20 protein-coding genes are annotated in these 21191 nt (G+C 68.3%); 5 read left to right on the top strand and 15 right to left on the bottom strand.

The annotated features are described in order from the left end of the window. Positions 1-156 precede the first annotated feature (156 nt). From mraY to AB0M54_RS46030, 3 genes are all read left to right on the top strand, one after another. A complete protein-coding gene (gene mraY, locus AB0M54_RS46020) occupies positions 157-1269 on the top strand; it encodes a phospho-N-acetylmuramoyl-pentapeptide-transferase (RefSeq protein WP_364479363.1) in 1113 nt (370 codons plus the stop codon). Positions 1270-2265: 996 nt separating this feature from the next. Continuing rightward, complete coding sequence (locus AB0M54_RS46025) at positions 2266-2586, top strand: MerR family transcriptional regulator (protein ID WP_364479366.1); 321 nt, start codon at positions 2266-2268, stop codon at positions 2584-2586. 265 nt (positions 2587-2851) lie between these two features. Beyond that, entirely contained in the window at positions 2852-3157 is a 306-nt protein-coding gene (locus AB0M54_RS46030; RefSeq protein WP_364479401.1) for a cyclase family protein, read from the top strand. Between the two features lie 814 nt (positions 3158-3971). On the opposite strand, the gene AB0M54_RS46035 is transcribed toward AB0M54_RS46030, so the two are convergent. The 6 genes from AB0M54_RS46035 to AB0M54_RS46060 all read right to left on the bottom strand — a co-directional run bounded on the left by AB0M54_RS46035 (position 3972) and on the right by AB0M54_RS46060 (position 10886). Further along, positions 3972-4940, bottom strand: a complete 969-nt coding sequence (locus AB0M54_RS46035) for a cyclase family protein (RefSeq protein ID WP_364479368.1) — start codon at positions 4938-4940, stop codon at positions 3972-3974. Next, positions 4937-6091, bottom strand: coding sequence for an alpha/beta fold hydrolase (locus AB0M54_RS46040; RefSeq protein WP_364479371.1), 1155 nt, complete (start codon positions 6089-6091; stop codon positions 4937-4939). The genes AB0M54_RS46035 and AB0M54_RS46040 overlap by 4 nt, the downstream gene beginning before the upstream one ends. A gap of 11 nt (positions 6092-6102) precedes the next feature. Continuing rightward, on the bottom strand, positions 6103-7044 hold the full coding sequence (locus AB0M54_RS46045; RefSeq protein WP_364333779.1) for a fumarylacetoacetate hydrolase family protein: 942 nt from the start codon (positions 7042-7044) through the stop codon (positions 6103-6105). Between the two features lie 7 nt (positions 7045-7051). Next, positions 7052-7990 (bottom strand): VOC family protein, encoded by a 939-nt coding sequence (locus AB0M54_RS46050; RefSeq protein ID WP_364479374.1) that lies wholly within the window; start codon positions 7988-7990, stop codon positions 7052-7054. A gap of 10 nt (positions 7991-8000) precedes the next feature. After that, the gene (locus AB0M54_RS46055) at positions 8001-9131 is read right to left on the bottom strand and encodes an FAD-dependent monooxygenase (RefSeq protein ID WP_364333773.1); all 1131 of its coding nucleotides are present in this window, start codon (positions 9129-9131) and stop codon (positions 8001-8003) included. A gap of 174 nt (positions 9132-9305) precedes the next feature. Continuing rightward, positions 9306-10886: a GMC oxidoreductase gene (locus AB0M54_RS46060; protein WP_364333770.1), complete on the bottom strand. Its 1581-nt coding sequence runs from the start codon at positions 10884-10886 to the stop codon at positions 9306-9308. A gap of 260 nt (positions 10887-11146) precedes the next feature. Between AB0M54_RS46060 and AB0M54_RS46065 the strand changes: the two genes are divergently transcribed. Next, complete coding sequence (locus AB0M54_RS46065) at positions 11147-12469, top strand: ROK family protein (RefSeq protein WP_364479377.1); 1323 nt, start codon at positions 11147-11149, stop codon at positions 12467-12469. On the opposite strand, the gene AB0M54_RS46070 is transcribed toward AB0M54_RS46065, so the two are convergent. Continuing rightward, the gene (locus AB0M54_RS46070; protein ID WP_364333765.1) at positions 12462-12878 is read right to left on the bottom strand and encodes a DUF6379 domain-containing protein; all 417 of its coding nucleotides are present in this window, start codon (positions 12876-12878) and stop codon (positions 12462-12464) included. The two genes, AB0M54_RS46065 and AB0M54_RS46070, sit on opposite strands and share 8 nt — an antisense overlap. Before the next feature lie 69 nt (positions 12879-12947). Between AB0M54_RS46070 and AB0M54_RS46075 the strand changes: the two genes are divergently transcribed. Beyond that, a complete protein-coding gene (locus AB0M54_RS46075) occupies positions 12948-13952 on the top strand; it encodes a hypothetical protein (protein WP_364333762.1) in 1005 nt (334 codons plus the stop codon). Positions 13953-13982: 30 nt separating this feature from the next. Here AB0M54_RS46075 and AB0M54_RS46080 read toward each other — a convergent pair whose 3' ends face one another. The 8 genes from AB0M54_RS46080 to AB0M54_RS46115 are packed head-to-tail and all read right to left on the bottom strand — an operon-like array spanning position 13983 to position 21165. Continuing rightward, complete coding sequence (locus AB0M54_RS46080; protein WP_364333759.1) at positions 13983-14381, bottom strand: DUF6379 domain-containing protein; 399 nt, start codon at positions 14379-14381, stop codon at positions 13983-13985. Positions 14382-14390: 9 nt separating this feature from the next. Continuing rightward, positions 14391-15425, bottom strand: a complete 1035-nt coding sequence (locus AB0M54_RS46085; RefSeq protein WP_364479380.1) for a hypothetical protein — start codon at positions 15423-15425, stop codon at positions 14391-14393. A 10-nt stretch (positions 15426-15435) separates the two neighbouring features. Continuing rightward, positions 15436-16533: a sugar phosphate isomerase/epimerase gene (locus AB0M54_RS46090; protein ID WP_364479383.1), complete on the bottom strand. Its 1098-nt coding sequence runs from the start codon at positions 16531-16533 to the stop codon at positions 15436-15438. After that, complete coding sequence (locus tag AB0M54_RS46095) at positions 16530-16925, bottom strand: DUF6379 domain-containing protein (RefSeq protein ID WP_364333752.1); 396 nt, start codon at positions 16923-16925, stop codon at positions 16530-16532. Before AB0M54_RS46095 ends, AB0M54_RS46090 begins: the two co-directional genes overlap by 4 nt. Then, the gene (locus tag AB0M54_RS46100; RefSeq protein WP_364333749.1) at positions 16922-18457 is read right to left on the bottom strand and encodes a GMC oxidoreductase; all 1536 of its coding nucleotides are present in this window, start codon (positions 18455-18457) and stop codon (positions 16922-16924) included. The genes AB0M54_RS46095 and AB0M54_RS46100 overlap by 4 nt, the downstream gene beginning before the upstream one ends. Then, positions 18454-19428 carry a TIM barrel protein gene (locus tag AB0M54_RS46105; RefSeq protein ID WP_364479386.1) on the bottom strand — a complete coding sequence of 325 codons (975 nt, stop codon included), beginning with the start codon at positions 19426-19428 and terminating at the stop codon, positions 18454-18456. The genes AB0M54_RS46100 and AB0M54_RS46105 overlap by 4 nt, the downstream gene beginning before the upstream one ends. 19 nt (positions 19429-19447) lie before the next feature. Continuing rightward, positions 19448-20392 (bottom strand): TIM barrel protein, encoded by a 945-nt coding sequence (locus tag AB0M54_RS46110; RefSeq protein ID WP_364333743.1) that lies wholly within the window; start codon positions 20390-20392, stop codon positions 19448-19450. Beyond that, positions 20392-21165 carry a TIM barrel protein gene (locus tag AB0M54_RS46115; RefSeq protein WP_364333740.1) on the bottom strand — a complete coding sequence of 258 codons (774 nt, stop codon included), beginning with the start codon at positions 21163-21165 and terminating at the stop codon, positions 20392-20394. Before AB0M54_RS46115 ends, AB0M54_RS46110 begins: the two co-directional genes overlap by 1 nt. Between the last annotated feature and the right edge of the window lie 26 nt (positions 21166-21191).

Below are 21191 nucleotides of genomic sequence, written 5' to 3' on the forward strand. Positions count from 1 at the left end.
CGGAAGCGACGGCACAGGGCGCGGAAGCAGGAAAGGCAGCCATACCTCACCGTGTGCCACCAGCAGCGATGAACACCAGCACACCCGGAGCGGCAGAAGAGTATTCGTGAGCTACTCTGCCGGTCGTTGGATTCGGCAACGGAACGGGGCTTGTTCGTGAAGGCGGTGATCGTCGCCTCAGTGGTGGGCTTCGTGCTCACCTTGTTCGGAACCCCCCTCATCATCAAGATGATGACCCGCCTCAAAGTAGCTCAACCCATCAGGGACGAGTTGGGTCTCGCCTCCAATCAGACCAAGCGCGGAACTCCGACAATGGGCGGATTGGGGTTCATCGTGGCCGCGCCCGTTGCGTACGTGGCAGGGCACATAGCCTTGCGCACTCTGCCGTCGGCGCAGATCGGTCAGGTCAGCCCGACCATCACGGCGCTTGTCCTGCTGGGCATCTTCTTCTCCTGCGGGGCAGTCGGATTCATCGACGACTACCTCAAGGTGGTGGTCAGAAGCACCGCTGGGCTGAGCGCGAAGGGAAAGCTTTTCGGCCAGCTTCTGGGCGGCACCACCTTCGGGCTCATTGCGATGTATTTCCCCTCGACCAACGGGGAGACCGTCGGCTCCACCAATATTTCGTTCGTCAAGGACATCTCTTGGCTGAACATCACCAAAGTCGGCGCCGTCGTCGTATTTGTGCTCATGGTGCTCTTCATGAGCAATGCGGTCAACATCACCGACGGCATGGATGGACTGGCGACCGGCACGTCGGTTCTGGTATTCGGCGCATACGCCGTCATCGGCTATTGGCAGTACAAACATTGGTGCGGTGACACGGGCGGCTATGCGGCCGATCCCAACGCCTATTGCTATGCCGTCCGCGATCCGCTCGAAGTCGCGATCATAGCTGCGGGAGTGGCCGGGGCCTGCCTCGGTTTTCTATGGTCGAACACCTCGCCGGCGCGGATCTTCATGGGTGATGCCGGCTCGCTGGGCCTCGGCGGTCTGCTGGTCGGCCTGGCGATGGCGACCCACACCATCCTGTTACTGCCCATCATCGGCTTCTTGTACGTGATGGACACCATGTCGGTGGTCCTCCAGGTCATCTCATTTCGTACGACCGGAAAGAGAATCTTCCGGCTGTCACCGATCCATCACCACTTCGAACTCGCCGGTTGGAGCGAAGTCACCGTCGTCACGCGGTTCTGGATCATCGCGTTGCTATGTGCCGGAATTGGCCTGTGCTTCTTCTACGGCGACTTCCTTCAGAACGCCGCATAGGCGGCGGGCCGATCGCATCGGCCGGCCGCAGTTCAGGTGATCGACGCGCCGAGGCCGTTGGTGGTGTAGGCAGTCCACGTGAGCAGACCGCGCGATCGTGAGGCTTGAGATGCCGCTGTGACGCACTGTCATCGGCAAATCCGGATGCTGACCCGGCGCGACAGGGTCACGCGGAGTGACGGCACTTGGCTCACTCGGCGGTAGTCCGGATTAAGGACAGCAGAGGGACGGTTACGGCATGCCTCCTAGCGCGGGCTGCGTAAACGACCGCGCACCCACCGAAGCCCGGCACGACCTCCTGCCCTGCCATCGCCCCAGGCCACTGTCAAGGGGCGATGATATCGCCGTCGATGCAGGTCGCTGCCTCGCGGTGCCGCCGAGAAAATCTAGGCTGAACCGACTAGACATTCTCGCGGCGGGTGGGTACGGTTTCTCTCGTTGACAGCAGTGATCTGTGAAGACACAGACGATTGAGTGTCCGAGCGTTAAGCAGGGCCCGGAAGTTCGTGGCTCGCTCGGCACGGCGGTGGCCCAGTATCACCGCATGCACCTCAGTACGGCACGTGTAAGGCAAGACCTTGGCGTAACTCCAGGTCAGGGCAGACGCAGGCAGGGCTGATGCAGGTTCGGGCCCGGCTTGGTGCAGGAAGATCCGCCGTACGTGTGTGGGGCCGTGAAGTTTGCGTGGGGCTCCGCCACCGGCGTTTTGGTAGGACAGCATCATGGGATTTGGAAGCAGAGGAAAGGGAGGGCCGAGCACCGTTGGATCGCCCGCCAGCAGGACGGAGTTCTCGTTCTGTGTGGTGGACACCGCAGTTCCATCGAACGTGAGGTGGTCTCCGGTCACGCTTATGCGATCCTCGCACCGCAAGCCACGATGGGTGGCAGGTGCGGACAAGGCAGGCCGATGTACATGTCGGTAGATGGTGTGTTCAACCCGTAACCCTGGGCCCCGGCGCTTCCGCGCCGGGGCCCTCGTCATGGAGAGGTGTATGCATGGCCCAACCCGATGACATGCTCGACGACGAGCACTACCCCGCCTACACGATGGGCCGCGCCGCGGAGATCACCGGCGCCTCCCAAGATTTCCTGCGCCGCCTCGAAAAAGCGAACCTGTTCATCGCGTACCGCTCCGCCGGCGGACACCGCCGCTACTCGCGTCACCAGTTGCGCCTCGCCGCGCGGGCCCGCGAGATGGTCGGTCAGGGTGTCGCTCTGGAAGCCGCCTGCCGCATCATCATTCTCGAGGACCAACTCCAGGAAGCCCTCCAGCAGAACCCGAACCACCAGCGCCCACGGCAAGCGGAAGCTGCCTGATCCCGCCGCTTCCACGGTCCTTTCCCATCGAGAAAGGACCGTGTCGACGGTGTAGGGCACGCCGCCGAGGAGTAAGGGTGACGACCGTTGTGCCGCCGGAGCGCCAGAACTCGGGCAGATAGATCACGGCGACCCAGCCCAAGGCCAGGTACACCGGCACCCCACCCCCCTGCTGGTCCGCGACGCGACCACCCGGCCCCTGCCGCTACCGGCCAACCGGCCAACCGGCCAACCGGGATGCTACGACACCGTCGATTCCACCCACATCGACGCGCTGGGCCACGTCAACATCGACGGCCGGGTCTATCCGGGCGCGCCGGTCGACGAGGCGATCTCCGGCGGGACCGTTCGCCGCGGCTCGTCGACGCCGTTCACGACCGGCGTGACCACCCGCGGTGTACTGCTCGACCTCGCACCAGAAGGCGCCCTCGACGCCCGGCGCCAGGTTACCGCCGCCGACCTGGAAGAGGCCGAACAGCGAGGCGGCGTACGCGTCGAGTCCGGCGACGCCCTCGTCGTCCGCGGCGGCTGGACGATCTCCGCGGAGCCGCCAGCTCGCTGCCCACGATGACGCTCGACGCCATTAATTGGATGGCGAACCGCGAAGTGTCCCTTTATGCGGGCGATATCTGCGATCGTCCGCCTGTGCCCCCGCGGCCCGACGCCGCACCGGCCCGACCCGTACGCCGCCCGGCGTCCATGCACACGGTCGCGCTGGGCCGGCTCGGCATGCCGTTGATCGATCGCGCCGAGGTCGACGAGCTGGCCCGTGCCTGCCGCGAGTTGTCCGGCTACAGCTTCCTATTCGTCCTGGGCACGATCCCCGTAGCCGGACGCGACCGGCCTACCGGTCAACCCCATGGCAATCTTCTAGGTGGGCAGCTCGATCACCGCGGCTCTGCTCGTACCCTTCGGCCGGACCCGCACCGATATCGTCTCCCGCCTGCACACGTTCGGCGCACCTGGCTCGCACGTCATGATGGCCGTGTCAGGCGGTCCGGTAGATGTTGGCGGACGGCTACTTACGTTTGACCGGCGCCGCTCCTGCCTTGCCAGGTGGGCTGTCTCGCGTGGGTGGTAGCCGCTCCGCGCAGTGTGTCATGCATCACTGTCGGGTACTGTGTCTTTTCTCGGGTGTGAGCTGCCCACTCTTGCGCTGCCGAAACGCGGACCCAACGCGTACCGAGACGCGGCCCCACGGTGAAGCTCCGGCCCTGGCGGCCCGCTGCGGTATTCGGCGGCCCCGGGGTAAACCGCAGCCGGCACGACCCACCTGCTGGTCAACGGTCAGGGTGCCCGCGCCCGTGGTCCAGGGCGGTCCATCATCAGGCGCTACTGCGGCGGCCTACGACGAGCCCGGGTCGCCGCCACGACGTTCCGGCCGATCACTTGACCGCGATCGGGTTGACCGGCGAACCTACTGCGCCGGTGATCGGCAGCGGGGCGGCGGTGAGCCAGAATTCGTAGGTTTCGTCGGCGGCGCAGTCGGCGGCGAGGGCGTCCAGGTCCCACATCTCACCGAGGAACAGGCCGATGTGCGGGATGGCGACCTGGTGCAACGGCTGGAATGCCTCGTCGAACTCGTTGGGCCGTACCTCGAAGCCCCAGGTATCGGTGGCGATGGCCGCGATCTCGGTGTGGTGCAGCCAGCCCGCGGTGGCGAACGACAGGCCCGGAGCGGGACCGCCGGCGTAGTCACCCCACCCGTCGCGGCGGGCGCGGGCCAGTTGGCCGGTGCGGACGAGCACGATGTCGCCGCGGCCGACGGCCGACGACGTGCCTTGCCGTTCGACGGTCGCCTGCAGGTGTTCGGTGGTGATGGCGAAAGCGTCGGGCAGTTCGCCGTCGCCGATTGCCCGGCCGACATCCAGCAGGACCGCCCGGCCGGCGATGACGCCGGCGACGGTTTCGATGCCGGTGACCGCGTCGCCGAGGCTGGTCACCACATCGCCGGCGGGCCGGCCGTTGTAGGCCATGCCGTGGTCGAAAATGTGGCCGAGCCCGTCCCATTGGGTGGAGCACTGCAGCGGCATGGTGATCATGTCGTCGGCGCCGCCGAGGCCGTGCGGGAAGCCTTGGATGCCGGCGGCCGCGTCGGTTCCGGTGTCCAGCATGGTGTGTACCGGGTTGTTGCGCCGGCGCCAGCCTTTTTGCGGTCCGTTCATGTCGAACGACTGGGACAGCGAGAACGACACCCCGCGACGCACGAGCGCCGCGCCTTGCCTGCGCTTGTCGGGCGTCAGGAAATTCATCGTGCCGCGTACGTCGTCGGCACCCCACCGCCCCCAGTTGGAGCACCGCTTCGCCGCGTCGGCGATCGCGGCATCCGGGTCGGTCCGGTCCAGGCCCGTCACGACATCTCCCGGAACGTGTCGGCGATCCAGTCGGCGATGAAGACGCTCACGTGCGAGAGGTGGTCGAGGCCGATGTGCTCGGCGCCGCCCTCGGCCGCGGTGAAGATCCGTAGCTCCCGCTTCGGGCTGTTGACCGCCTGCTCGTACGAGCGATGCGCGTACGCCGCCGGGATCTGCCGGTCGTTCTCCCCGTGCGCGATGAGAAACGGCACGGTGATCTGTTCGACAACGCCGTCGAGGTGGACCGCGTCGGCCTTGCTGATGAAGGTGTCGATGTCGCTCTCGCCCCATACCCACAACACGTGGTCCCAGTAGTGCGGCACCGGATTCTCGCCTTCGCGCTCGATGCGGCGTCTCTGCACGGCCCCCCAGTTGTGGTTGGCGCCCCATGCGACGCACAGCGCCAGGCGCTTCTCGAACGCGGCGGCGCGGGGGGCGTAGTAGCCGCCCAGCGACCAGCCGACAAGTCCGATCTGGGTGTTGTCGACGTCGTCGCGTGCGGCGAGGTAGTCGACGCAGGCTGCTGCCCAGTCCTCGGTTTCGACGCGCGCTGTCAGACCCTGCAGGCGCAGCGCTTCGCCACTTCCCGGGCAGTCGACCATCAGCGTGGAGATGCCCCGGGTCGCGAGTTCCTGGGCGAAGTTCGAGGCGTACATGTGCTCCTTGGTGGAGTCCAGACCGTTCCACATGACGATGCAGGGCGTCCGATGGTCGCCGGCCGACGCGTCGGTGTAGTAGGCGGGCAGCGTCGAACCTTCGAACGGCACCGCGACTCGGGTGGTCGCCGGGTCGATCAGGTCGAACACCTTCTGCTGCAGTTCCAGGCACCGCTGGTAGACGGTGTTGCGGCCGGGCGCGTGGGCGCTCTGCATCCGCTCGGCCTGAGCGAGGTAGTTGGCCGCTCGCTGGTATTTCTGCCCGGCAGCGCGACGGTGGCCGCCCTTCTCGTCGGCCACGGCCCGTACGGTCAGGTCGTCGGCTACCGCCGTCCAGGACGCCATGAACTCGGCGGTGCCGACGTCGGAGCCCCGTGCCGCCAGGTCGCGGATCGGGCGGCACGCACGGTCGACCTCGTTGATGAGTCCGCCGCTGTTCAACGTCGCGACGACGCTCAGGTTCCACACGTAATTGCCCGGGAAGTACTCGAACATGGCTGTGTCCTTCAGTCGTGGTCCGATACGTGCAGCCTGGCCTTGCCGTGGTCGCGTCGGCGAACGGGCGGCAGGGCCGGTGCGGGCACCGCCGAGGTGACCCGGTTGGTGAGGCTGCCGATGCCTTGCACGGTCAGCGTGACGACGTCACCGTCACGCAGCGGTGGCGGATCCTGCTTGCCGTTGCGGCCCCACAGTTCGGCGAGGCAGCCGCCGTTACCGACGGTGCCGGAGCCAAGCACGTCTCCGGCGACGAGGCGGCTGTCGCGTGACGCGTACGAGATCAGGCTCTCGAACGTCCAGCCCATGTTCGACAGCAGGTCCCGGCCGATCTCCACGCCGTTGACGCTCGCGGTGCACCACAGGTCGAGGAAGCCCTCGCTGTCGCGGTGCGGTTCCAGCTCGTCCGCGGTGACCAGCCACGGGCCTAGTGTGCCGGCGAAGTCCTTGCCCTTGGCCGGGCCGAGGTTGACCTGCATCTCGCGGCGCTGCAGGTCACGGGCCGACCAGTCGTTGAAGATCGTGTATCCGAAGATCTTTCCGTCGGCGCCGAGAACGGCGGCGACCTCGAGCTCGAAGTCGCGGGCTGTCGACGCGGCCGGGAACGGCACGTCGTCGTCAGGGCCGAAGATCGTGTGCGGGTTGGTGAAGTAGAAGGTGGGGGCGTCGTACCAGGCGTCGGGGACGCCGACGCCGTCGATGCTGCGACGTACGCCTTGGACGTGCTCCTCGAATGCGACGAAGTCACGGATCGAGGCGGGTTTCAGCGGTGCGCGTAAGCGCACGCTTTCGAGGGGTACGCCGGTGCCGAGCGCGCTCCTGGGCACCGCGTCGAGGCCGATCTCGGCCACGGCTCGGACGTCGAGGGCCGGGTCGGTGAACGGGCGGACCACCCCCTCCTCCACGAGCCCGGCGCGCTCTTCACCCGCGTACGAGAAGGTGGCGATCTTCATGGTTGGCTCAGACCGGCGGGGCGACGAAGACGCCGCGGTCGGGGTCGTTGAAGGACTTCTTGGCGACGAATTCGCTCATCGGGTTGGCCGTGCCCCACTGGTCGGTGACCATCGGGTCGGAGAAGTCGTACAGGTGTGGGTGCCAGGTGTCCTCGTCGAGCTGTTCGAGCTCGGTGGTGTATTCGATGGTGTTGCCGTGCGGGTCGAGGAAGTAGCTGAAGGTGTTGTTTCCGGCCATGTGCCGGCCGGGGCCCCACACCTTCTCGACGCCGGCGCGCAGTAGTCGGCCGGTGCCGCGCATATATTCGTCGATGCCGCGCATTTCGAATGACGCGTGGTGCAGCGAGACGAAGGGGCCGCGGGAGATCGCCAGGCTGTGGTGGTAGCGGTTGGTGCGCAGGAACCACATCACCTCGCCCATGTGCGGTGAGTGCAGGGTGTCGGACAGCCCGAAGTCCAGGTGCCGCTGGTAGAAGGCGACCGTGGCCTCCGGGTTCGGCGAGTTGATCACGATGTGTGAGAGCTTGACCGGCACTGACTCGCCGGCCTCGACCTTGCGGTGTGCGCGGACCGCGACGTCGCAGGACACCTCGACCGTGCGGCCGTCGTTGTCGAAGAACCGGAAGCCGTAGCCGCCGCCGGGGGTCTGCATCTTGCCGGGCTCGGTGACCAGCCGGACCCCGTCGCGGCCGAGGCGTTCGGCGATCGCGTCGACGTCGGCCGGGTTCGCGGCGCCGAAGGCGATCAGGTCCAAACGCTTCTCGTCGGCCTTGCGGAGCCGCACCGAATACTGCTCGGGTGAGCCGGCCGCGGCCAGGAAGGCTAGACCGTCGTCGGTGGTCTCGGTGGTGAGTCCCCACATGGTGGTGTAGAAGTCGAGCTGTTTGTCGTAGTCCGGGACGGCCAGGTCGACGTGGCGCAGGTGGGTGATCAGTCGTTCGTTCATCGTGTGCTCCTCAGGCCGGGTCGGCCAGCAGGTGGGACATGCGGCCCATCAGGCCGGGGACGTCGCCGCGCTCGTGGTCGAGCAGCCAGTGCGCCAGCTGCAGGGATCCTTCGACGACGGTCTTGGCGCGCTCGTAGCGGCGATCGGTGAATGTCTGCCACACCTCGTCGGTGAGCGTGTCGGCGGCCAGCAGCAGCTCGGTCAGGACGACGGCGTCCTCCAGCGCCTGGGCGGCGCCCTGGGCCAGCGTGGGCGGGCAGGCATGTGCCGCGTCGCCGATCAGCACGACGCGGCCGCGGTGCCACGGTGCGGGCAGGATGTGACTCTCGAACCAGGTGTAGTTGATCGTCGAGACGTCGGTGAGGTGCTCGCGGATGTCGTCCCAGGGACCGTGGTAGGCCTCGGACAACCCGCGCATGACAGCCAGCGATTCCGCCGGGGTGAGGGTGCTGCGGTCCTGGGCGTCCTCGACGAGGTAGGCGTACAGCGAGTCCTCGCCGGTCGGGCAGTAGCCGGCGATGTAGCACGGGCCGCCGTAGTACAGGTCCGTACGGGTGACGCTCGCCGGGCGGGCGGTGAACGCCCGCCAGATACCCATTCCCGTGCTCGTGGTCTCCAGGTTGATGCCCAGCATATGGCGGGTCCACGACCGGATGCCGTCGGCGCCGACGACCAGGTCGTAGCGGCTGGTGGAGGAGTCGGCGAAGGTGACCGCGACACCGTCCGCGTCCTGTTCCAGGGCGGTGTAGGTGGTCTCGAAGCGGACCTTCGCGCCGGCCGCCGCCGCGCGGGCGAGCAGGATCCGGGCCAGGTCGGGCCGGTGCATCCCGAGGGTGGCGGGCAGATCCGGACCCCCGGTGCGGACGTCGTCGAGCTCGGCGATCAGCGAACCGTATGGGTCCGGTGCGCGCAGGCCAAGGCTGTCGAACGCGTACCCGTGCCGACGTACCTGGTCCCAGACGCCCAGCCGGCGCAGCACCCGCAAGGCGTTGCCCTGCAGGGTGATACCTGAGCCGACCGCACTCGCGTCGGGTTTGATGTCGATCAGGTCGACCGAGACGCCGCCCTCGGCGAGGAGAATCGCTGTCGCGGCGCCGGCCGCGCCGGCGCCCACGACCAGCACATTACGGACTGCTGACATGCCGGATTTCTCCCTTGTTCGGCGGCTGCGATTCTCACCACTGTTCAAGAGCGACCGGCGGTCAGGGAAGAGCGATTCTTTGATGGTCGCCATCCGTTGCGCATATGTGAGTGGGTGGCCGTCGACCGGTGTCCCGGTCAAATCTGGACCGGAATCTGCCGATCACCCCATGGTTCACCGTTGCGCGTCGGCCAGATCGGTGGCCGCTCGGCGAGCACCACGAACGGCGAGCGCGACGCTCATCAGGGTCGGATTCATGGTCGTGGCGGTCGGGATGACGCCGTTTCCGCCGACGACCAGGCCGCGGTAGCCCCAGACCCGGCACCACGGATCGGCGACCGACGTTCCGTCGTCGGAATGGCCGATCCGGGTCGTGCCCTGGTAGTGCAGGCTCGATCCGTTGGGCAGCAACCGCGGCTGGGCGACGAAGGTGCCCAGTGCGGTCCCTGCCCGCCTCAGCTGAATCATGGCTTGCTCGATCTCAGCGCGTTCCGCCGGGCCGAGTTCGTAGTGGATCGTCATGTTGGGGAAGCCGCGATAGTCGAACTCGCCGTCGTCGAAGGTCACGCCGTCGTCGAAGCACGGCCGCTTGCGCAGGCCGTAGCCCATCATCACGTAGCCCCAGCGGTTGCCGGCCTGCGGATCGCTCGGGTCCAGCTGGAACGGTGGATTCTCGGCGTACATGACCTGCGCCGAGTACGGATGGGACGGCTCGGAGAAGGGGATCCGATTGACGGCGGCCACCGGGTCGGCCGGATTGAGCGCCCGGCGCGCCAGCTCGCGGTCCAAGTCGTCCTCGGTGGTGAAGCGGCGCATCTTCGCAGCGTTCAGCGCGATGGTCGAGATCACCACGGGATGCTCGGTCAGATAGTGGCCGAGCGCGGGCGGCCGGATGCCCGACGCCCACAGGAGTTGGGGAGTCCGGAACGCGTCCGCCGCCACCACCACGAGATCGGCCGGGAAGCGGTACGTCTCCCGGGTGCGCAGGTCCTGCACCACGACCCCGGCGGCGACCTCTTCCTCGTGCACGACCCTCCGGACCAGGCTCAGATCGCGTAGTTCGAAACGCTCGGCAAGCGGCGAGCCCTGCTCGATCAAGGGACCTAGGACGGCGTCCACTCCGGCCCATCGCATCGTGCCGTCGGGCTGAGGGTCACCCGCGACCGGAAGCGTGCCGACTCCACGGCCCACGGGCAATTCGAGGCCGAACTCCTCGTCCAGCAGCGAGCGAATCGCGTTGCCGACCGACGAATCGGCGAAGGCCGCGTCCTGCGCGTGCAGGAGCCGCTCGGCGACCCCGATGAGGTTGTCCCATTCGTCGTCGGGGATGAAGGCGACCCTCTCCGACCCGAAGGGACGCGGGATCGCGCAGGTCCAGTGCGCGCCCATTCCCCCGACGTTGGTGGAGGCCGCGCCGGCCGCGAAGCTCGGCGCGTGCGCCGAATCGGGAGCGCCGAAGTCGAGCAGGTACGTGCCCTGCCGGGCGGTGAACATCCCCTCGGCCACCGCTCCGGTAGGCAGCCCCAGGTTCTCCCGATGGGCACCGGACTGCGGACCCTGCGACATCTCTCGGGCCCGCGCCTTCTGCTGCGGGTCGGTGATGTTGCGCACACACTCGCCGGGGCGCTCAGTGAGCTGCGGACCCGCCTCGAACATCACCACCGACGCGTCCGGCAATCGTTCCAGCAGGATTCGGGCGTAGGTGGCACCGATCGGGCCGCTGCCGACGATCGCGATGACGGGGTTATTGAACACCGATTCTCCTTCGATTTCAGCCGACGACCGCATCCCGCGGGGCGCGGCCTCGCGAAGGGAGGAGATCAGCTTGCGATCTCAGCGTCCGTCAATCTATCGCTTCCGCCCGACTTTGACAAAAGCTAGCCCGACTCGGACGGAAGTGCTCGCCTGCGATTCACCGGGTACTTTTGTCCGAATCTAACTTATGATTGTCATTTGATTGCAGATGTCACAGCCATCGGGACGCAAGTCTGTGGCCAGGTGTGCAAAACTCGGGCATGGCACGACAATCGGCGCTCAGATTCGGCGCGAAGACCGACGAGATGATCAGCCTGCTGAGGATCGTCAACCTCGTCCGCCTCGGTGAGGCGACCACCCGGTCGCAGATCGGCCAGGTCACCGGGCTCGGCCGCGGGGTGGTCACCCAACGGGTCGACCAGGCCATGGACCTGGGCTACCTGGAAGACGGCGACCTCGCCAACCCCACCGGGGGCCGCGCACCGCGTACGCTCCGGTTCCGTGGCGACCAGGGCCTGATCATCGTCTGCGCGCTCGGAGCCCTGCACATCCACGTGGGCACGTTCACCTTGACCGGCGACGTGCTCGACGACGCACACTGCGACTGGGACATCGTCCGAGGCCCGGCCGAAACACTGGAAACGGCCATGTCGATGATCGACAAACTGCTGGCCAAGGCCGGTGACACGCCGGTCTGGGGCGTTGGCATCGGCGTCCCCGGCCCGGTCAACTTCGCCACCGGCAGCCCGGTAGCGCCACCGATGATGCCCGGCTGGAACGGATTCGACGTCCGCCGCCCCTTAGAGCAGCACTATGACGCGCCCGCCTGGGTCGACAACGACGTCAACCTGCTGACCCTCACCGAACGTGCCCGCCGCCGGGACGAGCACCCCGACCTGATCTACATCAAGGTGGGATCCGGGATCGGCGCGGGCCTGCTCTCCCAGGGTCGGATCCACCGCGGCGCCAAGGGAGCCGCCGGCGACATCGGCCATGAGCGGGTGCCGGACGCGGACCAGGTCTGCCGCTGCGGAAAGGTCGGCTGCCTGGAGGCGGTGGCCGGGGGCTGGGCCCTGGTGCGCGACGCCGGGGCGGCCATCGCCGCCGGAGCCACCGGCTACCTGGTCCAGCGAACCTCAGCTGGTGAGACCATGACACCCGAGCTGATCTCGCTGGCCGCCGAGGAAGGCGATGCCCTGGCCGTCTCCCTGGTCCGCAAGTCGGCACTGGTCGTGGGGCAGGCCATCGCTTCGCTGGTGAACATGTTCAACCCGAGCGTGATCGTGATCGGCGGCGCGATAGCGGCCGGCGCCGGGGAGATCTTTCTGGCCGAGGTGCGGCAGCGCGTGTACGCGCGCTCCAACCCGCTGGCCACCATCGACCTCAGCATCGTGCGATCGGTGGGCGACATCCGTGAGCCCTTGCGTGGCGGCGCCGAGATAGTCCGCGAACAACTCTTCGACGCGACCTTCGCGCGGTGGTTCGGCCTCGGCCGGCCGACCGTCGACGCGGTTCGCCCGCTCCGCCCACAAGCACCGCCTCGGGCGGGCCCGACCGGCACTTTTGAGCCGCGCGTCAACTGACGTCGCGGGCCGCACTCAGGACCACGGGATGGTCGAGATCCAGGACGGCCTCCAGGTGCGTGGGCAGCACGAGCGGGGCATCCGGCCCACCGGGCAGGTAGGGCACCACGATCCGGAAGTCGACGGACACGGCATGCCGGCCCGGCGCGAGCCGCCGCGGACCCGCCACCACGAGGCGGTCCTGCAGGTACCACCAGGTGTCCCGATCTTCGGCCAAAGACCCGGGAGTGACGTGCCGCTCCCCGAGCGCCACGCCCAGCTCGCCGTCCTCGAGAGTCTGGCCGTCCACCACAACCGTCAGCTCACTGAGGCCCGCCAGCGGCAGGGACCGGATCCATGGCAGCCCGACCCGTAGTTCGAAGCCCCGCTCCGTGGAGCTCAGAGCATCATCCCGAAGCGCCAGTTGCATGCGCTCTCACCTGCCTTTAGTCTGTTTTAAACGTAAGTCTTTCATCTTCCGGCAGAACGGACAACCAGCATGACCGACCGTTCCGCCGGCCCGATCCTCGGTGCGAGTTCCTTCAACTGGACGCCGGACGTCCTGCGCGCCGACCGGGCCGCCCACCAGATCGTCACCGGCATCTGCGCGGACGGGGTCTGCGCGGTCATCGAGCTCGAAGCAGGTCAGGTGTGGCGCTCGTTCCCGGCGCCGGCCGATGAGGAGGTCGACGCGTTGCGGGAGGAGCTGACCGCCGCGAACGGCCGGGTCAGCATCGTCGGTGCCAGCATCGACGAGTTCGCGCTGCCGCTACGGCGGCGTACGCCGGCCGAGCGGCTGGCCTTCCTGGTCCCGCAACTGCTCGCGGCTCGTCGCGTCGGCGCACTCGGGATCCGGCTGCCGATCGGGCAGGCCGGCCGGCCGCTGCTGGAGCGGCTGCAACCGGTCCTGCACGAACTGAACCTGACGCTTTTCGAGGAACTTCAGGGCCCGCAGAGCCCGGCTGACCCCGCGACCGCGCAGGCCCTGGAGACCATCTCAGATCTCGCCGATCCGCGCATCCGGGCGCTGGTGGACATCAGCATGCTGATGCCCGCACTGCCGGTCAGTTACCTCGAGCGGCTGCGCCGCGGCGGCGTCCCCGCCGAGCTGGTGGCGCGGCTGACCAGAGAGTGGCTCGCGCCGGAGACGCCGGATGCCGTCATCGGCCTGCTGCAGTCGGGCGGCGTCCCGCCCCGAATCCACCCGCTCTACCTGAATCTGCTGATCCGCTTCGGGCGGTCCGGGGCCGAGGAACTGCGCGACGTCCTCGACCTGGTCGGCGGTTTCCACCTCAAGTTCTGGGACCTGGACGACGACGGCGGGCGCGTTACCGGGCCGATCCGCGATCTCGGACGGCTGCTCGCCGGAACGGGCTTCAGCGGCACCCTGACCAGCGAGTGGGGCGGGCACGAGTGGCTGCACGACCAGGACGCGACCACGACGACGCGACGTCATCTGGCGCTGGCCCGGGCCGCCCTCATCGAGGGCGGCCTCGCGGCCTGACCGTCGTGTGAGTAGCAGACGGGAGGTGACTCAGGCGAGCACGATCTCGCGTTCGATCGGAACCCGGTTGCTGACGTAGCGCTGCGGGGCAATCTGCATGTAGAGCAGCCGAAGGGTCAGTACAACCTCGATCCTTGCCTTGACTCCCGGCGCGGGGGCCGGGTCGAGCTGGATGATCACGTCCGGCCGGTCACCGACGAACCAGAGCGTCTCCCACTGGTCCGGCAGTTCCTCGACCCGGTAGCTGCGGCTCTGAAGCTCGAACCGCAGCCGGTCGGAGGGGATCTCCTGGCCGTCCACCTTGACGGTGAGGCTGTCCACGGCCGACAGCCAGAGGCTGCGGTACCAGGGCAGTTGGATCGAGACGGCGATGCCGTCCGGGTGCCGGCGGACGTCGGTCTCGGCGAACAACGAGTTGTGCGTGGCCACGGCGCGTCCTCAGGCAATCGATTCGATGGTGCGGCGGATGAGCTTGTGTTGGGCCTTGACGAGTGTGACCGGGTCCGACTCGCCCAGGTCGGCGAAGGCGTGCCCCTCCCATTCGCTGGACAGGTAGCCGGTGTAGCCGCCGTCGACGAACTGCCGGATGATCCGCGGGATGTCCATCGCGGGTTCGTCGCCGTTGTCGTCGATGTCGTAGAACTTCGTGTGCACGTGGAAGATCAGCGGCATGATGTCCGTCCACTCCTCCGGCGCGACCAGGCCGTGCATGTTGAAGGCCAGCCGGGTGAACGGGCCGAGCCGCGCCGGGTCGAAGTCGTGGGCGCGCAGGTAGTCCTCGAACTCCTGGTTGCGTTCGTGCATCGGCACGGGCTTGCGCCAGGTCTGCTCCATCACCGCGAAATGCTCGTCCGGCAGCCCCATCTGCCGCAACGTGCGGTGCAGCGTCGGGGACAGGCTGTGCATGGTGGCGCTGAAGTCGGCGGTGAAGCCCAGCCGGTCGGAGCCCAGGTCGGCGTACAGTTCGCGGATTCCCATGATCTTGTCGTCGTTCGGCCCGGCCGGGGCGTGCAGTTCGTAGGCCAGCCGCTGGTCGTACTTCTCGGCCAGCGGAAGCAGCCGCTGCAGCAGTTCCCGGCCGGCGCTGCGGATCACGACGGTGCGAAACCCGAGTAGGTACGCCGTACGCAGCTGCAGTGCCACGAAGTCGTACTCTTCGTCCGGGGTCATGTCCCGGTCCCGGCGCCGGCCCATGTCGAGGTTGGTGCCCATGGCGCTGGGTTCCAGGCCGAGCCGGTCGAGGCGGTCGCGCCACATCCGGACGAAGTCGTCGTCCACGTTGGGGTAGCTGCGCAGCATCTGCGCGGCGTTGAACTCGACGCCCGGGCCGAGCCCGGAGTCCGCGACCTCCTGCAGGAGGCTCTCGAAGGTGTAGCGCCCGGCCGCCCATTCGGAGGTCAGCGAGTAGAGAGTGATGCCGAGCTTCATCCGGGTGCCGGCGATGCCGGCGCCCGCGGTTGTGGTGGTGGTCATGGTCGGTCCTTTACTTCGAGACGGGCTGGGCGAGATGGCGGTGCAGGGCGTCGCGCGCCTGCGCCGGGTCGACGATCATGCGTGATCCGGCGTGCTGCGCGGCCGAGCGCTGGACGGCCTGCTCGGCCGCGATGATGTCGAACGGGCTGTCCCAGTGGTTCCAGTGCCAGCCCTCGTACTCGCTGGAGATAGCGCCGTGGTATCCGACGTCGACTAGGAGCGCGATCAGGTCGCGTACCGGGACTGACGGCTCCTCGCCGGCGGCGTCGATACCGAAGAACTTGCCGTGGCAGTGGCGGATCCACGGAGCGATCTCGCGCCAGGTGTCGATCGGTGCCGGGCCGAACAGTCCGGTTCCGTTGATCGCGAAGTCGATGCCGAGGTCGGGCCGGCCGTGGCGGTGGGCCAGTTCGATGAAGGCGCCGAACCGCTTGCCGTGTGCGGCCTCGGTCAGCGGCGGGCCTTCCTGGTAGGTCTGGTCCCACAGCGCGCACACGGCCCGCAGCAGTTCCTCGGTCGCTCCGCGGCGGCGGTACGCCTCCAGCAGGGACGGCGCGAAGCGGCTGACGGTGGCTCCCCAGTCGGCGGTGAACCCGAGCAAGGGCGAGCCGAGCTTGTCGTAGCGGTCACGCAGCGCGAGGATCAATTCGTGCCGGCCGTGCTGGTGGGCGTGCACCTCAAGGGCGAGCGTGACGCGGTACCGCTCGGCGACCGGCAGCAGGGCCTGCATGGAGTCGGGGGTGAGCGAGATCTGCACCCGGGCGATCGGGAAGCCTAGCCGGGACGCGGCCTCGATCTGGCGGGTCATATAGGCGATCAGCTCGTCCTGCGACATCAGCCGGTCGGGCCGCAGCGCCCAGTCACCGTTGATCGCCAGGGAGGTCGGCACCAGGCCGACCTCGGCCACCAGGTCGCGGAACCAGCCGACGAACGCGTCGTCCAGCGCGGGAAAGCCGCGGAAGCTGGAGAATCCGATGATCTCCAGGCCGGGCCCGAAGCCCTCGGCGGCGACCTTGCGGATCAGTCCTTCCAGGTCGTACTCGCGGGCGTGGAAGGCGCGGGTGAAGCTGTAAAGGGTGACTCCCTGGATGGGCCGGCCGGGTGTCATCGTTGCCTCGCCTTCATGGTTTTCGAGTCGCGCTCCTCGATTCGCAGTACGCCGTGTGCGGTGACGATGTACGGGATGTAGAGCTTGAGTTCGATGTCCACGCGGTGCTCGGCGTCGCTGGGCTCAACCGGGAGGTCACCCGCGACGACCGCCGAATCGGCCGGGAACCACCATTGGTCCACCTCGTCGAGCAGGTCGGGGATGGCACAGGTGCGGCCGTTCATGGTCCAGCGCAGCGACTCGGGGTCGGCCTGGACGCCGTCTACCGCGAAGGCCACCTCCCCGACGCACGATCCCGGGAGGGCCCGGTACCAGGGCAGGCGGACTTCGATCCAGGCCCGGAAGCCGTCGGTCGTCAGGGTTCCTTGTTCGATGATCCGGTCGGCGATCATCGCGACCACCTTACCAACTGTGGGGCGGTGAGCTTCGCGGCGATCCGGCGGGCCCCGCGGACGGCGAGCGCCACCGAGGTCAGCGTCGGATTGGCCGCCGTGGACGTCGGGATAACGCCGTTGCCGGCCACGTACAGACCGCGCACCGACCAGACCTCGCTGTCCGGGCCGCAGACCGAGGTGCCGTCGTCCACCGTCCCCATCCGGGTCGTCCCCTGGTAGTGCAGGGACGCGCCGAGCGGCAGGGTGATCGGGGCGTCTCCGAGGGGCTCACCGATGGCCTCGCACAGCCGGACGATCTCGCGCCGGGCCCGGTCGAGCATCTCGCGGTCGTGTTCGGTCAGGACGTAGTGGATCTGGATGGCGGGCATCCCGTACGCATCCAGTTCGCTGTCGGAGAACTCGACCCGGTCGTCGGCACGTATCCCCTTGGCGCAGAACAGGCCGACCCCGACGACCGACCCGGGCACCACCGGGTCGTCGTCGGCCAGCGGGACCGGGGACGCGTCGAGCTGCATCACCTGGCCGTGGAAGGGCAGGTCTTCGGTGAATGGCACCCAGCTGACCCCGCTGTGCCGGCTGATGGCGCCGTCCCGGCTCTGTCGGGTCGCGCCCGGCACGGCGCCGCGGATCCGGGCCGCGAAGATCACCTGCGGCTGGTCGTTCAGATAGCGCCCGAGCGCCTCCGGGCGGATCCCCGAGTGCCAGAGCAGTTGCGGCGTACGCAGGGCGTCGGCGGCGACCACGACGTGGCTGCTGTGGATCACCGTGCTCGCCCCGGTCCGCAGATCGCGTACCTGCACCCCGCTGACCTGGCCGTCCGCTACCAGCACCCGGGTGGCCAGGCACTCGTCGTGCAGGCTGAAACAAGGGTTTGCCCGGGTGACGTCGCCCATCACCACGTCGGAGCCCGACCACACCAGGGTGCCGTCCGCAAGCCGGTGCACGGCCAGCGGCATCGGTTGCACCCGGGTCGCCGGGGTCCGTGCGCCGACCGCGGCGGCCAGGCGCTCGCGGACGACATCGGCGAGCGGCGCGTCGTCGAACGCGTGCGTAGTCACCCCGAGCAGCCGGTCCGCCTCGTCCAGCAGCTCGTCGAGATCGTCCAGGAAGCCGATCCGCTCGCTGCCTCCCGGCCGCGGGCAAGCGCAGGTCCAATGCGCACCCATCCCGCCGACGTTGCTCGACATCGCGGCCATCGGGATGCCGTCCTCGCCGGGGAACGCATAGCCGTCCGGCAGCAGGAAGGTGCCCGGCCGGGCCCGGCGCTCGCCCGACCGCACGGCGCCCGGGCTGGTCAGGGTGGCAGCACCGGCGCCCGGTCCCTCGGACCGGAGCTGCGCCATCGCCCGCGCGTCCGGATCGACGATGTTCTTGACGTGCGCCCCGGGCGGATCGGACACGACCGGGCCCACCTCGAGCATGATCACCCGGGCGCCGGGCGCCCGCTCGCTGAGGATCCGGGCGTAGGCGGCTCCGATGGGGCCGCTGCCGACGATCACGACGTCGACGTCGCCGGGCAGTCTGGTCACGACGCACTCCCGGCCAGGGCGGGCAGCAGGATCTGGTGGAGGTGATAGCCGCTGAGCAGCGCGCTGGTGGCCGGGTGTGGGCTGGGCGCGGTGTTGACCACTACCCAGCCGCCGTAGCCGAGCCGGCCGAGCGCGGCGAGCACCGCCGCCGGATCAACCAGGCCGGGCTCCTCGAGTTCACCGAACCAGCGCGGGATGCCGCGCTGCCCGCCGGACTGCCGCACCGTGAATTCCGCTCCGGGGCGGGTGAATTCGTCGAGTTCGTCGGTTGCCCGGGCGTTCGACAGGATCACGTGCCGCAGCGGCAGCGGGCTGCGCTCGATCTCGGCCAGCGGATCCCGCCCGGCCGCGGCCAGTTCGCCGGTGTCCAGGGCGAGACCGACCAGGGCCGGATCGAGCGCGGCCAGCAGCCGGTCCCAGCCGTCTGCCAGCCTCAGGCAGGACAGGAAGTCGAACCGCAGCGTTGTCGTCACCCCCAGTTCGGCGGTGGCCCGGCCGACGGTGTTCCAGCACTCGGCCAGCGCCTTGATCGCCGCATCGTCCGCTTTCCCGGCGGCGCCCGAGGGTGCGGGGCGGCAGACCAGGATGTCACCCCCGGTCCGCGCGACCGCCTGGGCGAACCAGCCGCACGTCGCCACTACCGCGTCCCGGTTGGCCGGGCTGCGGGCGTCGGCGCCGTGGCTGAGGTCTTCGTGGAAGCCTTGGCCGGGGTCGACGACGTACGCGGCCACGGCCTCCAGTGCGCACGAGCGGACGAACTCTCCGAAGCCGTCGACCGAGCCGAAGTTGGCCTCAAGTTGCTGAGGGTTGCCGAGCGGCTGCCAGCGACCGGTGCCGGCGGTCAGTTGGACACCGCTGAAGCCGGCGATCGCGATCGTCTTCAGCGCGCGCTCGTGGTCGCGGCGCCGGACGAAGTCGTCGAACTGCGGTTTCCACTGGTCGATCGCGTATCCCAGTTTGAACGTGGTCATGATGATTCCTCGGTGCGGCTCAGCGGTAGATCCGGGACAGGACGTGCTCGGCGTACCAGCGCGAGATCGCGGTGCTCTCGGCGTAGTCGCCGCCGGCCTTGTTGGCCTTGTCGTGCTCGACGCTGATCCAGCCGCGGTAGCCGTTGTCGCGTACGGCGCGCATCATCGCCTCGAAGTCGACCAGGCCCTCGTCGGTGCCCATCTCGTAGAACCACTTGTCGGTGGTGGGCGCCATGATCTCCGAGTCGGGCCGGTGCCGGTGATCGTCGCCGGAGGCCCGGTTACGGGTGTCCTTGAAGTGGAACCCGGTGACCCGGTCGGCGTAGGCGGTGTAGAAGTCGACCGGGTCGACCGAGGTGATGCAGTGCTGCGCGGTGTCGACGAAGAGGTTGACGTAGCGCGGGTCGGAGCCGGCGTAGAACAGGTCGAGGTCCGGACGGCTCTGGATGCCGCAGAAGAACTCGTGGTGACAGGTGAGTTTGACCCCCCACTGAAGGGTGATCTCGCCGACGGCGTTCCAGAGATCCGCGGTGGTTTTGATCTTGTCGGGGGTCACCGGTTCCATGTCGTAGTAGAGCGTTGCCGGCATCACGATGATGTTGTCGAGCCGGATGCCGGACCAGCGGTCCATCGTGACTCGGAAGTCCTCCAGGATCGCCGCGTGCGTCTCCGGGACGTGCGGCGCGTAGCTACGGGGGTCGTAGTCGGCGGCGTGGAAGGTGTTGACGATCCGTTCCAGGCCGTGCTCCCGCACGAAGTCCTGGTAGTTCGCGACCGATCCGTAGTCACCCGTGATCTGCCAGAAGCGGAAGTCGAAAGTGTCGATCGCGTCGAAGCCGGCCGCCTTGATCTGCTTGAGGAACCGGCTCATCGAGGCCCGATCGTGCCACTGGTCGATCGGACCGGCCGGGCCTGCGGAGCGCCAGTGGTCCATGTAGCTCCACTTGATCGCGCGTTCACCCATCAGGCGTCCGCCGCGATCGAGGTGATGTAGGCGACGGAGGCCGCCGACGCGGTGGCCGGGTAGTACTCCAGGCCGATCGGGCCGTCGTAGCTGCTGCCGCGCAGGCCGGCCAGCCGGGCCGGCCAGTCGATGTTGCCGGTGCCGGGTTCGTGCCGGCCGGGGTGGTCGGCGATCTGCACGTATTGGATGACGTCGGCGGCCGCGGCTATTTCGGCGTCGACGTCCTCGCCCTCGACGGTGGAGTGGTAGAGGTCGTAGAGCACGCCGAAGTGGGGTGAGTCGACCCCACGGGCGATGTAGGCGGCCTCGCCGGTGCGGTCGAGCAGGGCGCCGGGGTGGTCGACCCGGGTGTTGACCGGCTCGAGCACGAGCGTGATGCCGGAGCCGCTGATGTGCTCGACGCCTTTGGTGAAGATCTCGATCAGCTCGTCGAGCTGGTCCTGGCGCTTACGCCCGCCGAAGCCGGTGCCGCTGCCGACCACGATCCGGGGGCAGCCGAGCCGCTGGGCGACCTCGACCCCGGCGTCGAGCCCGGTGAAGAACGGCTCGTGGTTCTTCGGCGGGATCATGAACTGCATCCGGGGCTCGGCGAGCTGGGCGACCAGGGCGATGCCGGTCTCGGCGAGCGCGTCGTGCAGGGCCGGGATGTCCTTGCCGGTGGGTCCCCACATCTCGACGGCGTCGAAGCCGGCGGCCGCCGCCGCACGGACCCGGGCGTGCGCTTCCCCGGCCTCGCTGAACAGCAGGTCGATGTTGGGCGCGAGTCGGTACATGAGGGCATCTCTTTTCGGGTCGGACG

The sequence above is a fragment of the Actinoplanes sp. NPDC051470 genome, from assembly GCF_040682035.1.
Taxonomy (GTDB): Bacteria; Actinomycetota; Actinomycetes; order Mycobacteriales; family Micromonosporaceae; genus Actinoplanes.

Coding starts and splice junctions, on each gene's coding strand:
- AB0M54_RS46110 (WP_364333743.1), bottom strand. CDS start 20,392: ATGGGTGAACGCGCGATCAAGTGGAGCTACATGGACCACTGGCGCTCC.
- AB0M54_RS46045 (WP_364333779.1), bottom strand. CDS start 7,044: ATGAAGATCGCCACCTTCTCGTACGCGGGTGAAGAGCGCGCCGGGCTC.
- AB0M54_RS46025 (WP_364479366.1), top strand. CDS start 2,266: ATGGCCCAACCCGATGACATGCTCGACGACGAGCACTACCCCGCCTAC.
- AB0M54_RS46050 (WP_364479374.1), bottom strand. CDS start 7,990: ATGAACGAACGACTGATCACCCACCTGCGCCACGTCGACCTGGCCGTC.
- AB0M54_RS46115 (WP_364333740.1), bottom strand. CDS start 21,165: ATGTACCGACTCGCGCCCAACATCGACCTGCTGTTCAGCGAGGCCGGG.
- AB0M54_RS46095 (WP_364333752.1), bottom strand. CDS start 16,925: ATGATCGCCGACCGGATCATCGAACAAGGAACCCTGACGACCGACGGC.
- AB0M54_RS46040 (WP_364479371.1), bottom strand. CDS start 6,091: ATGTTCGAGTACTTCCCGGGCAATTACGTGTGGAACCTGAGCGTCGTC.
- AB0M54_RS46105 (WP_364479386.1), bottom strand. CDS start 19,428: ATGACCACGTTCAAACTGGGATACGCGATCGACCAGTGGAAACCGCAG.
- AB0M54_RS46070 (WP_364333765.1), bottom strand. CDS start 12,878: ATGCAACTGGCGCTTCGGGATGATGCTCTGAGCTCCACGGAGCGGGGC.
- AB0M54_RS46075 (WP_364333762.1), top strand. CDS start 12,948: ATGACCGACCGTTCCGCCGGCCCGATCCTCGGTGCGAGTTCCTTCAAC.
- AB0M54_RS46065 (WP_364479377.1), top strand. CDS start 11,147: ATGGCACGACAATCGGCGCTCAGATTCGGCGCGAAGACCGACGAGATG.
- AB0M54_RS46090 (WP_364479383.1), bottom strand. CDS start 16,533: ATGACACCCGGCCGGCCCATCCAGGGAGTCACCCTTTACAGCTTCACC.
- AB0M54_RS46055 (WP_364333773.1), bottom strand. CDS start 9,131: ATGTCAGCAGTCCGTAATGTGCTGGTCGTGGGCGCCGGCGCGGCCGGC.
- AB0M54_RS46085 (WP_364479380.1), bottom strand. CDS start 15,425: ATGACCACCACCACAACCGCGGGCGCCGGCATCGCCGGCACCCGGATG.